General features: G+C 52.5%; 12 protein-coding genes and 1 pseudogene. 7 read left to right on the plus strand and 6 right to left on the minus strand.

What is annotated here, in order from left to right:
• Positions 1 to 117 precede the first annotated feature (117 nt).
• The 5 genes from ACR0NW_RS22865 to ACR0NW_RS22885 are packed head-to-tail and all read left to right on the plus strand — an operon-like array spanning position 118 to position 4,635.
• Complete coding sequence (locus ACR0NW_RS22865; RefSeq protein WP_480452225.1) at positions 118 to 1,212, plus strand: aromatic ring-hydroxylating oxygenase subunit alpha; 1,095 nt, start codon at positions 118 to 120, stop codon at positions 1,210 to 1,212.
• Positions 1,206 to 1,961, plus strand: a complete 756-nt coding sequence (locus ACR0NW_RS22870; RefSeq protein ID WP_480452227.1) for a class II aldolase/adducin family protein — start codon at positions 1,206 to 1,208, stop codon at positions 1,959 to 1,961. The genes ACR0NW_RS22865 and ACR0NW_RS22870 overlap by 7 nt, the downstream gene beginning before the upstream one ends.
• On the plus strand, positions 1,958 to 2,605 hold the full coding sequence (locus tag ACR0NW_RS22875) for an enoyl-CoA hydratase/isomerase family protein (protein WP_480452229.1): 648 nt from the start codon (positions 1,958 to 1,960) through the stop codon (positions 2,603 to 2,605). The genes ACR0NW_RS22870 and ACR0NW_RS22875 overlap by 4 nt, the downstream gene beginning before the upstream one ends.
• Positions 2,602 to 3,759: a CaiB/BaiF CoA transferase family protein gene (locus ACR0NW_RS22880; protein ID WP_480452230.1), complete on the plus strand. Its 1,158-nt coding sequence runs from the start codon at positions 2,602 to 2,604 to the stop codon at positions 3,757 to 3,759. The genes ACR0NW_RS22875 and ACR0NW_RS22880 overlap by 4 nt, the downstream gene beginning before the upstream one ends.
• A 45-nt stretch (positions 3,760 to 3,804) precedes the next feature.
• Entirely contained in the window at positions 3,805 to 4,635 is an 831-nt protein-coding gene (locus tag ACR0NW_RS22885; RefSeq protein ID WP_480452232.1) for an alpha/beta fold hydrolase, read from the plus strand.
• A gap of 76 nt (positions 4,636 to 4,711) precedes the next feature.
• Here ACR0NW_RS22885 and ACR0NW_RS22890 read toward each other — a convergent pair.
• Positions 4,712 to 4,801, minus strand: a pseudogene (locus ACR0NW_RS22890) (IS6 family transposase); the annotation flags it as partial.
• A gap of 135 nt (positions 4,802 to 4,936) precedes the next feature.
• Here ACR0NW_RS22890 and ACR0NW_RS22895 point away from each other — a divergent pair.
• Positions 4,937 to 6,070 carry an MBOAT family O-acyltransferase gene (locus ACR0NW_RS22895; protein WP_480452234.1) on the plus strand — a complete coding sequence of 378 codons (1,134 nt, stop codon included), beginning with the start codon at positions 4,937 to 4,939 and terminating at the stop codon, positions 6,068 to 6,070.
• 54 nt (positions 6,071 to 6,124) lie between these two features.
• Here ACR0NW_RS22895 and ACR0NW_RS22900 read toward each other — a convergent pair whose 3' ends face one another.
• The 5 genes from ACR0NW_RS22900 to ACR0NW_RS22920 form a co-directional block, all read right to left on the minus strand.
• Positions 6,125 to 7,018, minus strand: a complete 894-nt coding sequence (locus ACR0NW_RS22900) for a TauD/TfdA family dioxygenase (protein WP_480452236.1) — start codon at positions 7,016 to 7,018, stop codon at positions 6,125 to 6,127.
• 134 nt (positions 7,019 to 7,152) lie between these two features.
• On the minus strand, positions 7,153 to 7,362 hold the full coding sequence (locus tag ACR0NW_RS22905) for a hypothetical protein (protein WP_480452238.1): 210 nt from the start codon (positions 7,360 to 7,362) through the stop codon (positions 7,153 to 7,155).
• 5 nt (positions 7,363 to 7,367) lie between these two features.
• Complete coding sequence (locus ACR0NW_RS22910) at positions 7,368 to 9,230, minus strand: AMP-binding protein (protein WP_480452240.1); 1,863 nt, start codon at positions 9,228 to 9,230, stop codon at positions 7,368 to 7,370.
• A 137-nt stretch (positions 9,231 to 9,367) separates the two neighbouring features.
• Complete coding sequence (locus ACR0NW_RS22915) at positions 9,368 to 10,903, minus strand: class I adenylate-forming enzyme family protein (RefSeq protein WP_480452241.1); 1,536 nt, start codon at positions 10,901 to 10,903, stop codon at positions 9,368 to 9,370.
• Between the two features lie 306 nt (positions 10,904 to 11,209).
• Positions 11,210 to 12,151, minus strand: coding sequence for a GlxA family transcriptional regulator (locus tag ACR0NW_RS22920; RefSeq protein WP_480452243.1), 942 nt, complete (start codon positions 12,149 to 12,151; stop codon positions 11,210 to 11,212).
• Between the two features lie 89 nt (positions 12,152 to 12,240).
• Here ACR0NW_RS22920 and ACR0NW_RS22925 point away from each other — a divergent pair, with 89 nt between their 5' ends.
• Complete coding sequence (locus ACR0NW_RS22925; RefSeq protein WP_480452244.1) at positions 12,241 to 13,029, plus strand: class II aldolase/adducin family protein; 789 nt, start codon at positions 12,241 to 12,243, stop codon at positions 13,027 to 13,029.
• Positions 13,030 to 13,629: the final 600 nt, after the last annotated feature.

Here is a 13,629-nt window from a genome sequence, read left to right on the forward strand (position 1 = left end):
CCTAGGTGTAAAAACTTTTTATCTATTCATCACATCGAGAGCAAGGCAGGCTGCGGCTCAGCGGTACGTAAGCGAAATGGCGAAACCAGCAAGGCATCAGTAAGAAGCGGAGGGCAAATGTCACGAGATACGCCATTGGCAGCGCGGTACTATGTCGAGCCGGATTGCTTTGAGACCGACAAGGAAAAGATATTCTTCCGCAGCTGGCAATGCGTTTGCCATGTGTCGGAAATTGCAGAGCCGGGCGATTTCAAGACCTTTACCATTGTCGACGAGGATATTTTTGTCATCCGCGCCCCGGATGGCAGCATCATGGGCTATTACAACATCTGCCGCCATCGCGGGCATCCGCTGGTAGAGGGTGAAGGCAAGGGCAAGCGGGTGCTCGTCTGCCCCTACCACGCCTGGACCTATGAGATTAACGGCAAGCTGCGCCGTGCGCCGGGATCGGTGGAAAGCGATGGGCTGACGTGCGACCAGATCAATCTTCGCACGATCCGGGTCGAGGTTTTCTGCGGCTTTGTATTTGTCAATCTGGACGAAGATGCATCGCCGATGGGCCCGGCACTGGAGGAATACAGGGAAAACCTGCTCAGCTTTCATCCTGACCCCGAAAAGTTGCGGTTCGTCTGCGAAACCGAGATCGAGCACAAGTCCAACTGGAAGCTGTCGGTCGAAAACTACAATGAATGCTACCATTGCCCGACGGTGCACGCGAGTTCACTGACCCACGGCGTTCTTGATATGGAGGGCTACACCACCGTGCCACGGGGCAAGACCATCTGGCACGACGGGAAGGCCCAGACAAAAAACGAAAAGCAATACGACTACGATCTAAAGGCCAGCCCACGTGCGGGTGACTACGGTGCTTACTGGATTTGGCCCAACGTTTCGATGTGCTGTTACCCGGGTGGCTATTTCACTATCCGACAATGGCTGCCTGTGGCCTGGAACCGAACCATATACCGCTACCGCTGGTTCTCCAGCGGCTCGATTTCGAATGAAGAAGTCCGAGCCCTGATGGTCAAACACCGAGAGACCACCGGTGCCGAAGATGAGGTCGTGGTCTCGAAGATCCAGAAGGGTATGCAAAGTCGCGCATTTGAACCCGGCCCCTATGTCATCGGCGATGGCTGCGGCGCGATGAGCGAAGTCGGATTGCGCCATTTCCACAATCTCTATCGGGATGCATTGGGAGAACCGGAATGTTGAACGCGCCTCATGATTACTCAGGCACAGAACAGATCCGGCAGGACCTGGCCGCACTTTACCGGTTGTCGCATCACTATGGCTGGACCGATCTGACCTCCACACACATTTCGGCGCGTCTGCCGCAAGATCCCGATCACTACTTGCTGAACTCGCACGATCTGATGTTCGATGAGATCACGGCATCAAACCTCACCCGCATGTCCTTTGGCGGAGAGGCTGTGGATGATCATCCGGGAAGCGGCAAGATCGTCAATCTGGCCGGTCATATCATTCATTCCGGCATTCTAAATGCGCGGCCAGATGTGAACTTTGTGATCCACAGCCACACTCGGGCCGGTGTGGCCGTTTCAGCCATGCCTGAGGGTTTGCAGCCCCTGTCGCAACACGCTGGGTTCGTACTGGGCACCCTGTCGAGCCATCCCTATCAGGACTCAACCGCAGTGGAGGATGAAGGCGCGCTGCTAGCGCGCGATCTGGGCAGCAACTTTGCCATGCTTTTGCAGAACCACGGGCTATTGGCGGTTGGACGGACAGCGGCCGAGGCGTTCATCTATCACTACTACCTTGAGATGGCCTGCAAAATTCAGGTGGATATTCTGGGTGCCACCGACCGGCCCATAGAAATCACCGATGAGGCTATGGCAGCGCTGCACGATTGGGGTGCGCCAGAAAGTGGACCACATGGCCAGTTACAATGGCCCTCACTGATCCGGATGCTGGAGCGCACTGTTCCGGAGTTTCGGACATGAGCGGAACCAGCCTGATCCGAACCCAGCGCGAAGGTGCTTGCCTGACAGTCACGATAAACCGACCGGGTAAGGCCAATTCGCTCACGAAGGATATGCTGGTTGCACTGAGGGATATTTTTTGCGCGACTATCGGGGACACGGAGCTTCGCGCGGTGATCATTACCGGCGCAGGAGGCCGAGTGTTTTGTGCAGGCGCTGACCTGAACACGCTTTATGACGATTTGGAAGGCCCCGACCCATGGGACGAAATGGCCGAAGCATTGCGAGCCGTACCGGTACTTACTCTGGCCGCCATCAATGGGCCGTGCATCGGTGGTGGCCTGACGCTGGCGCTTGGCTGCGACATCCGGGTCTGTGTGCCCGAGGCTCGCTTTGCCTATCCCGTTCTCAAAAACAACGTTCTGCCGGGGCAGTATGATGTGGATAAATTGCAGGCGCTGACCGGTCCGGGCCGCAGTGCTGCAATCTTGCTGGGTGGCGATGTTGTGAGCGCAGATGAGGCCGCCGCCTGGGGATTGGTAGACCGGCTGGTGCAACGGGACATCCTGACGGAAACCTGCCGCAGCCTCTGCGCCACCGCGTTGGCGGCAGACGGAGCACATCTGAAAACACTCAAAGCCATGCTGAGGAGGGGTTCGCAATGAAAGGCATCCGCGTTGTCGACATGACCTCGGTCCTGTCCGGCCCGTTTTGCACATGGCTGCTGGCCAGCCTTGGCGCCGACGTGATCAAGGTCGAAAACCCGGGTGGCGATCTGGCCCGGGGCACACCGCCGTTCGAGGACGGCATCAGCCTCTATTTCGCTTCGCTGAACCGCAACAAACGGTCAGTGACGCTGGATCTGAAGACCGAGCAGGGCAAGGAGGCCCTGCACCGGCTGCTGGCCACGGCGGATGTTTTTATCGAGAACATGCGCCCCGGCGTGCGCGATAGGCTGGGCTGCAGCGATGCCGATCTAAAGCGGATCAACCCGAAGCTAATTTCTGCCTCGATCAGCGGCTTCGGCCAGACCGGCAGCCTGTCGCACCGCCCAGCCTATGACATCGTGGTGCAGGCGATGAGCGGAATGATGAGCATCAACGGAGAGCTGGATGGCGATCCGACCCGGGTCGGTTTTTCCGTGGGCGATATCGCTGCGGCCCTGTTCACAACCATCGGCATCCTTCAACGGCTTTATGAACGCGACGCCAAGGGGGCGGACGAAACCAGCCATTTGGATGTCTCCATGCTGGCCTGCCAGTGGGTGTGTCTGGAGAACGCTTTTGCCCGCTATCTGAACGCAGGCATCGTGCCGGGGCCGATCGGTTCGCGCCACCCGTCGATGACACCGTTTGAGCCCTATCCAACTGCCGACCGGGACATTGTCATCGGTCTGGGCAGCGAAAAGGACTGGCCGCGCTTTTGCGAGGCAATCGGTTACACAGCGCTTCTGGACGACCCGCGGTTTCAGGGCGATGAAGCGCGGCTTGCCAACCGCGATGCGCTGGATGAGGTTCTGGGCACGCATCTGAAACAGCATCCATCGGAATATTGGATGGAAATCCTGGTAGAAAACGCCATTCCCTGCTCGGTGGTCGAGACCATCCAGACCATTGCCGACAGCCCGATTGCCAAAGAATACGCCGCATTCTCGAGCGTCGAGGCGGGAGCACCCGGGCGCATTATGCAGTTTGCGCGCAACCCCATAGCGGACCGCGAATTGCAGGAAAGCCCGGCGCCAGAGCTGGGACAGCACACCTCGGAAGTTCTGACCGAACTTGGCTATGACGCCGCCACCATTGCAGCATTGATGCGCTGACCCCGTCCGGGCGCTTTCTTCCAAGACACCAGCAGGAAACAGAACATGCCTGAACTTCAGACCGCTGACGGCATCACCCTCTATTACGAGGAAACCGGAACAGGCGCCCCGATCGTGTTTGTTCATGAATTTGGCGGTGATCAACGTAGTTGGCATCGGCAGGTTCCGGCTCTGTCTCAATCCTTCCGTTGCATCACCTATTGCGCGCGTGGCTTTTTGCCTTCCGAAGTCCCCAATGACCGCAGTCGATACGGTCAAGCCCAATCCACCAGCGATCTTCTGGCCCTGATGAATTACCTCGGGATCGAGCAAGCGCATCTGGTCGGTACCTCAATGGGTAGTTTCACCAGCCTCGATTTTGCGCTGAAATACCCTGACCGCGTCACAAGCCTAACTCTCGTCGGCAACAGCTCAGGCCCCCGTGATGAGGCCGAGCAAATACGCTATCGGCAAGACTGGGTCGGCCACGAAATCCGGCTTCGCGAAGACCGGGGAGGTGACGGCGCAGTCGCAGTTCTGGAAGCAGATCCAGCCTATCAGAGTTTTCAGAAAAACGATCCGCAAGGCTGGGCAACCTATGCCAAGAACCTGCGTGGCCAATCGCCGGAAGGTGCGGTTCATGTGCTGTCGACACTGCACTGGAACCGGCGGTCGTTGTTTGATGAACAGACACGGTTGAAGGCGTTTAGCAAGCCGGTGCTTTTGGTGACCGGAGACGAGGACTATTATCTGGTTGGCGAAACAAATGATTTTCTCCGAAAAACACTGCCGGACGCCAAATGGCATCAGTTTTCCGGGACCGGCCATCTGGTCAATATAGAACGAGCCGAGGAATTCAACAGCTTGCTGGCAGAGCTCGCCGGCGCACAGAAATAGCCTACTCGGGTTCGGTCAAAACTCTATTTGGTGGCAGCATCGGTGGGGTTAGTAAGCCGATTATCCTGCCCGTTAGGCAACCAAAGCCCCTCAGCATCTTGTTAATAGCCTTGATGCCAGCTGTGTTGGCACCGCGTTTGCCGATAACGATCTTGATTGGCAAACCGCCTTTGGCTGCGCCATTTGTCAACACAACCTAGGCATAGAGATTAAACTTGCGCATTGGTGTAAATACTGTGAAACATGCACGCTAGAGTTTATTTAAACTCCAATTTTTTTGACAAGTTGACAGCAAAAAAACATGACCGAAGGTTTCAATTTTTTATTTTTGAATGTTCTGGAGCCGGGAAACCTAACTTTCTACGCTGCAATCCTGTCGGCAATTGTTCTGTTCTACTGGTTGACACCATCACAAGGCAGGCAGGTTTACCTTGCACTCATATCGACCCTAATTCTGCTAACTTTGGATTGGGTTTCCTACTTGGTGCTGCTTGCGATTGGTCTGCTGACTTTTGCACTTACAAAAATCAACCATCGATCCACACCCGTGCTTTTGTTGGGGCTTGCACTCCTCATCCTTCCTTTTGCCGCACACGAGACTGCCCGAGTGATCTTCCGGACCAGTGATCACTATGACTTAGTTTTCATGACCGGGATGGCGTTTTATTCGTTGAGGTTGATCCACTATTGGTTTGAACACTTCAAGGGACAGCTCCCAAAACACAGCTTCGTAAACTACTACAGCTACCTGTTTTTCTTCCCAATCATCATCGTAGGGCCAATTTATCGGTTTGAAGACTACATGAAGTCCACGCGCCGCCAGCGGTTTGACACCAAGAATATCAGGGCTGGAATTGATCGGATTGCGCTAGGTGGCTTTCAGGTGGTCGTCGTGAGCGACATTGTAATAAGCCAGTACTTTGACGCTTGGATTTTGAATAACACAGATGATGCTTCTCTGACGCGGTTTTACTTTGAAAGCATCGAGTTTGGTTTGAACGTCTATTACCAGTTTGCAGGGTATTCGAACCTTGCAATCGGTGTCGGGCTGCTTATCGGCTACAAGATTTGCGAGAACTTCAATTTCCCATTGTTTCGGCCAAACATCGTTGAGTTTTGGAAGAACTGGCACATGAGCCTTACAGGTTGGGTTCGAAGCTATATCTATTTGCCGATAGTTTCGTACACCAATGCCCCCCGACTGGCGTTGTTGTTGTCAATGTCCACAATCGGGGTTTGGCACGGTTTTACAATCAATGCGGTTATGTGGGGGCTTTATAATGGTATTGGGATCAATCTTTATCATTATTTCAAGGAAACCCGCATCAGGTCATTCCTCGTCAACGGCAATCCAATCATTGCCAAAGCCTGGTGGGTGTTTTCATCCCTGTTTACGTTCAACTACGTGATGATCGGTGTGTCGTTCCTTCGCTGACCCCTGAGAGGTCAGCGTGAGTTTTCTCATGACGCGTTCAGTTCACAAGTAGTCTCAGTTCTTGATGTAAGGCGAGGCCAGACGGTTCAGTGGCCTCTTGTCGAACGCATCAAGCCATAGACGAAATAGCAGACGGCGTTTTTCGGGATCTTCGTCGTCTTCAAATTCAGTTCTGTCATGCAGCAGCACGTAGTTGTTCATGAACAGAATTTCGCCCGGTTTCATGTTGAACCGTAAACAGAACCGGGGGTCTTTGGTCAGTGCCTCAAAGGTGTTGAGGGCGTGTTCTTCGGCGGGAGTCGCATCACGTTCCAAGCCACCAAATGCCATGTCGATGTGAGCTCTGAGATAGCTGAGGCTTAAATATCCTTCTGCCATAGTGAAGATCGGATATTTCTCTTCAGTGACCAATGGACTGCCAGGTTTTCTGAGGCCGAAGACCGGGTAGTGGAACCCGTTGCAAAGCGTTTCCAGTACGTCGGGTTCATTCTCCAGAAGATAATTGTATATCGCCGGTCCGCTTGTGCAGCCGCTAAGCCCACCTTTCTTGGCCTGAACGATACTCATCATGGCAAGGATATCCGTAGTATCCGTATGCATGGAAAGCTCGGATCGTTTTTGGTAACCGCGAGAGTGCCTGTTTTTGCCACTTTCATCCCGAACATAACCCAACCTGTCGCCGGCGACACTCTGAGGTTGCGCTATGCCAAAATGGGAGCCAAATCCCCAATAAAGAAGTGCGCAATCTTCGGTTGTCAGGTCTTGCATCGGAAGACCACGCAAAAGGAACAGTCCACGGCCTTCATGCAGATCCCAAATCCACTGTTGAAGGGACTCTTCTATTCCACTGAGTGGGAAATCATCGCGCGTAATGTCCTCCACCTTTTTGCCCGAGCGACGCGCATGATCCAGTGCAGTGAGCAGTGCATCTACCTGCTGCTCGCTCAAGTAACATGCAATGTCATCTTCCGTCCGGATCGTGGTTGTGTCCCACGCGCTCGGATGATCATAGGCTTCGGCAATTGGTAGAGCGTGTGACATTGTAATTCACCTTGTTGGAATGGTTTTTCTTGTGAATGGGATCATTTCTGCTGCGCAACAGCCTGTAGAAAAGGAGTCCCAGCCGGGGCGTCCTGCTGTTGCTTTCTTTCCCACAGTTGTTCGACGCGATAGACGGGCAGATACTCCATGTAGTCCAGCACCGGCTTGCTGTTGTCATAGAAATAGGCCGTGCTGACGAGCATTCCGATCGTTGCCGACGTCAAGAACAGCTTTCTGGCTTTGGTGCGCATTCTTTTCACCCGGCCAACTTTGCTTCGATCAATTCAACCGCGTCGGAGATCGTATGAATTTTCAAGACGTCAATGGGTTCAATGGTGATATCGAATTTGGCACCAAGTGCTTCGACAAACATAACATGTCCAAGCGAGTCCCAACCCAGGGTGTTGGAGTAGTTGCTGGACGCTTCCAGCTTGCTGCTTTCGATCATGAATGTTTCAGCGGCGACAGCAATGACCTGATCCTCAAGGGACGAGCTGTCAGCCCCTTTGTTGTTTTCAAGCTCGTGGTCAATCAAAGACCTCAGCTGATTGCGATCCGCCTTGCCGCGTTCGGACATTGGGATTTCGTCGACAAAGACCACTCTGGCAGGGATTTTGATGGGTGAAATGCGTTCGCTCAGGTGCGAGACAAGCGCAGCCGCATCCAGGCTATCGACTTCTCGCACCACGCAACTGACGGCAATTTCGCCCATAAGGCTGTCTTCGACGCCGAATGTACATGTATCCACTACAAGCGGGTGCAGCCGGATATTATCGTCGACTTCTTCCGGGTAGACGTTGTTGCCGCCAACAATAATAACGTCCTTGATACGGCCAGCGATAAAGATGTTGCCGTCGCCATCATGTCGGGCCAGGTCACCGGTCCTGAACCACCCGTCGGCAAGGCTTTTGTCGGTCTCATCGCTGTTGTGCAAATAGTCATGCATGACCGTGGGTCCGGAAACGACAAGCTCTCCGATTTCCCCCGGCTCTACTTCGTCGCCGTCGTCATTCAGAATTTTCCACTGTGACCCCAGGATTTTTCCAACACTGTTTGTGTCCCGATGATCTGACCCAGGACCGGTGAAGGTCAGGTTGTTGGCTTCGGACAAACCGTAGGAATTAACGACTTCCTTTCCTGTCTTCTCCTCAAAGGTGTCCCACAGTGTTTTAGGAAGCATTGCCGACATAGACAGAAAGAATTTGAAATCTTCTGTATCAAATGTCTCCTTCAGGTTGTCTCCATAGCGCAGCAACAATTGCATCATCGCAGGCGATAGGAAGAAGTGTGAAACCCGTTTGCTGTAAATCGTGTCCAATATGTCGGGTATGCTCTGGTTCGAGAATTTACGCACCGGGCGGACAAGGGTGGAGCCATTCAAGAATGACAGCAGCGCACCACTTGCTGCCGCACCAAGCGATGTGAAGGGGATCAGGCTTAGCATCACCGAATCCTTGGTCAAACCAAGCTGAGTTCCCATTATCCTGGCTTGTTCAATCACCGCCGCGTATGTGAGCCTGACGACTTTCGGCGTTCCAGTACTGCCTGAAGTAAACACCAACATTGAAAAATCCGACAACTCCGGCTCATCTGAAGGTGCGTCAAGAGGAGAGAGATCGCTGACGATTGCAGGATAAGTGTCAGCGTCCACATCACCCGTCTTGGATGTGGAAAACAAAGACCGAAAACGCTCGCGAGTTGATGTTTTTCGCTTGGTCACACCCAAGGCCAGCATCAGGCCTGCCCCATCAAGAACCGATTGCGACTTCCAACGATCGAGTATTTCATTCGTACAAACAACAGCTTGCGGTTTTATGTGCTGCACCAAAGCCTGTGCTTCAACGCTGGTGTTTTCAGGCGTCAGGATCGAGGTCACAAGCCCGTAGCGGAATGCAGCTAGGAAGAATACCACGAGATCCGCGTCATTCTCGACGCACAAAACGATCACGTCGCCCTTCTTCAATCCGCTATTTTCAAAAAGCCGCATGACCAAGCCGACTTCTTCGGTCACTTCTTTATAAGAAAGCGAATCCGGTGCGATGAGAAACGGCTTTTTCGCCTTTGCATCGACGATGCCGAACAGGTTTTTGATTTCGGTATTTGTGTCGTGAATGTTCATTGCGTTAACCCGATTTTCTAATTTAGATTTTGAGGCTCAAAAAATATTCGCCTCCGTTTTACTGATCCAATCACTATCGGTTGCCAAAAATCCTCAAGGCTTGCCGAGCACGTGAGGCGAATTCTGGCAGGCACCCTTCAGGGCACCAGCTTCTGTATTTCCTGGAGTCTTACCTTCCCTCGATCGTTGAGCGGAATTCTGTCGACAAACACGATTTTCCGCGGAATTTTGTGCATCGATAGCCTTTCTCTCAGAAAGCTGCTGATTGTGGGTGCCGTAAGATCCGTAGAGACCGGCACAATACAGGCGGCAACAAGCTCTCCCCATTCAGGATGAGATTTCCCAAAAGTGTAAGCGTCTGCGACATCGGGATGACTTAGAATTAAATTGTTTATTTCATTCGGAAATATGGTGTGGCCGCCGCTGATGATACTTTCCACGCTTCGCCCGACATAGACCAGATTTTCGCCCGACAGATAGGCAAGATCGCCTGTCTTGACCCAACCATCGACCAGTACGCATTCAGTCAATTCAGGGGCGTTCAGATAGTCGGTCATCCGTGTTTCGGAACGAATCCAAAGTTCACCCGTTTCACCGGGCGAAACTTCATCTCCGGTTTCTCCAACGACTTTGCATTCGGCATCCAGAAGGCTGCCTATGGTGCCAATTCGCTCGTCAGCAATGTTCCGCGAGGTGAAAGTCACATTGTTGACTTCGCTTGATCCGAAGGTGTTGATTACGACCTTGCCTGTTTGCGTTTCAATCTGTTGCCAGAGATCATCAGATATCGGCGCCGCTGTTGTGACGAAAAACCTGAAATCAGGAACAGCGAATGCTTTTTTAAATGCTTCTCTGTCACGAAACAGGCACGAGATCAGACTTGGAACAAAGATAAAATGGCTGACTGGGTTTGCTACGATCCGCGAAAGCAGTTGTCGGCTTTTACTTAAATCAAACTTTTGAAACGGTCTGACCAGAGTCCCACCATGAAGCAGCGCCAGCAATATGCCATTCACGACCGACCCGATCTGGCTTAGCCGGAAGAGATTCAGAATCCGGCTTCCGGGGCCAAAGTCAATTCCAACGCCCATATTCATGCTTTGCGTGAGTATGGCTTTGTAAGACAGAACAACTCCTTTGGGGTTGCCGGTCGTTCCCGAGGTAAGGACTATCATCAAAGGGTCTTCGAACGATCGGTCCGCCGGTTCAAATTTATTTGTCGCGCCCAATTCGTGCGACAAAGAATGAAAAAGGTGGTCGTCAATTGTAATGAGAGACTGGTGCCGGTTAGTTCCCTCCTCCAAGAACGCCCAATTTGATCGGCATTGTGGACTCAACAACAGGTGATCAGGTTTCAGGAGTTCGAGTGTTTTTTGACATTCCGGAATGGGCGCATCCGGATCGATCATACACAATTCCAGGCCGAACCACATGCTGGACACGAAAGTAACAACCGAACAGACGTCATCTTCGAGAGCAATCGCGATGCGGTCACGCGGCAAAAGGCCTTGTCGTTTAAAGAAGGCACAAAGCAGGTCACATTTGCGAAAAAGGTCACCATAGGTCAGGCTCTCAATCTCGCCTTCAAAGAAAGTTTGGTGGTCGACGATATTGTTTCTGAGTTCACTTAAAAAAGTACGGGTGTTACTCTTAACGAATTGATTTGAAACCATGATTTCATCTATTCCGGCAACAAAGTTTTTCTACTTCAACGTGAGCGTACGGATTGCAATAAATTCCGTCAATGACGTTGAGTGATCAACTGGGACATCCGTGCAATCGGAATCAAAAGAGCCTGTGGTGGTTCCGATGCAGATTCGAGCCTGTTGTCAGACTTCTTTCTCGTGGATTAGCCGGCCCACTCCGGACCTTGATTACTTGGTCTCTATGCTGCGGCGCGACCCGCCGGACCTGTCATACATTGCGCACACAAAATCAGCTGGTGAACGACTTCACAGGTCACTCCACAAAACGGTCATCTAAGATCTCGGCCTCAAGGTCTGGTTTCTGATCATTTTGGGTGTTTGTCCAAAATGCGCACTTATGGCGCGCGAAAAACTAGATAAAGATTCAAAACCGCAACTTATGGCAACGTCTGTCATTGACTGCGAAGAATTGACCAGCAGTTGATGTGCCACCTCTAGCCGACATTTGCGGTAGTAGGCTGATGGGGTCAGCCCATAATAGTCGAAACATCGGCGCCGAAGCCGCTTTGGCGACAGCTGCAGGCGTGAACATATGTCTTTGATCGACAGTGGAGATGATATGTTGTCCGCCATAAACTGATGCATCTGCATGAGCAGCGGATCGGATGTGCTGGTTGCACGTTGAGGCGTGTCCCCGCTTCGTGGCATGCCGTGGATCATTCCGGTCGCCACGGCCAACGCCAGATCTTCATCTATGTCGCGTGATATCCAAGCCAAAACGGCGTCACCGGTGGCGGTGCCACCCGCAGCGGTCAATCGATTTCTGTCCAAGCAGAAAATACGATCAACAATATCAACGTTTGGCCAACGTTCTTTAAACTCAGTTTCAGCTTCGTAGTGCAACACTGCCTGACGGTCATTCAACAAACCAAGCTCAGCCAGAATGACCGTACCGGTATCAACACCTGAAATGACGCAGTTTGTCGTCGCGGCCCGCGCGGTATAGGCACGCACTCGTGGCGTTAAATGCACCAGAGGTTGATATCCGGCGCATAGCAGCACCAGATCAGCTTTGGGTTCATTCAACCACTCGATTGTATCAGGGGCGACCAACGCTCCGTTTGACGCCTGGACTGCCGCGTTTGTTGCTGTGCGGGTTTGCCACCGGATAATTTCTTTCCCTGCACATTTGTTTGCGAGGCGCAGTGTTTCTGTGGCCAATACATAGGCCAGCATCTGAAACTCCGGGAACAGCACAATGGAAACATTCAGCATTCAGGGAACTTCCCGCACAAAATTGGGCACTTCAAGACAAAAATACACGCTGTTCTCCTGTAGTCTTTTCGGAAACAGAGGAGACGCCAATGAACATCATGACCCCTAAACCCAGCGGACACCGACCGGCCAATTGCAGTGATGCCGAATGGGAAGCACGTTGCGAACTTGCAGCCATATACAACGCTCTTGTGAAATATCGCCTGACGGATTTGACCAACCAGTGGCACGCGATCCGGGTTCCAGGTGAGGATGCTCTTCTGACGCACCATTATGGTTGGATGCACGAAGAGGTCACGGCATCAAACCTTATCAAGGTCGGTTTTGATCGCGTGAACCACAACCCGGAAAACGGCGAACCAAACCCATCCGCCACCGAGATCGGCAAACTGTTTTTCGAAGCTAATCCAGACATGAACTGCATCATGCACATTCACACCAAAGCGATCATGGGGGTGTCCGCTCAGAAAGAGGGTCTGCAACCGCTCAGCCAGGCCTACTTGATGATTGGTGGTGGTGATGTGCTGGGCTATACCGACTACGAGTTCGAATGCACTGATGATTTTCTTACCGGCCTGCTGAATGCGGGCACTGGCAAAAAGGCGATCATCGAGGCTTGGCACGGCGCTTTTGTGTTTGGTTCGACAGCTGGAGAGACGTTCTTCCGGTCGTTCTATCTGGATCAGGCCTGCGCGGTACAGTTGGAGGTGCAAAAGTCTGCAGCTGGCGGGGCCACTATTCGGGAAATTCCTGAACGGGAAATCCAGCGCCACCTATCTGACATGGCTGTCAGCGACTGGTACGGCTACGAAGGTGAGTTGGAATGGCTGGCTGTTCGTCGCCGACTGGATGTAGAGATGCCGCACTATTCGACTTAAGAAAAGGCAGCCGTAACACCCATAAAAGCTGCGTGTTCAGTTCCACGGAATGCCTGGAATGAGAGGTTTCGGGCATTTAGCTGACGCGCAGTATGGGTACTTTCGGCTGAATGCCGACCACGAAGGCAATGCCGCCCGTCAAACCAAGCATTTGCTGAAAACGCAGGATTTCCAGCTTGCAACGGGCAGGTGCGGGAGTGAGTTAGGTATGGCGTAGGTGCGATTGATAACTTTTCCAGCTCGGTTCTTCCGTCCAAAGAACACATAAGGGATTTGCGTCTCGTCGATGGTGTTTTCAACCGGCTTATCTTTATTAGCCAAAACCCAACGCCGCATACCCAGTTACGACCGCTTACAAGCCAGACATCATCACAGCCTTGTCTTGCGACAGCGCCAATGGGACAGTTTAGGTAGTTTTAATAAGTGAGGGATTAGGATCCTTCTCAGAATGTAGATGTCAGAACTAAAAAAACACCTCGTTCATCTGCGGAAAAGGCCCGCCATTTGGCGGGCCTTGCAGGATTTTTCGTTGAAAAATCTCTGTTCCAACTCAACCGAGTTTTTCGGTGAGTTCCGGGACTGCTGCGAACAGGTCTGCGA

The sequence above is a fragment of the Ruegeria sp. CF5 genome (assembly GCF_056537325.1).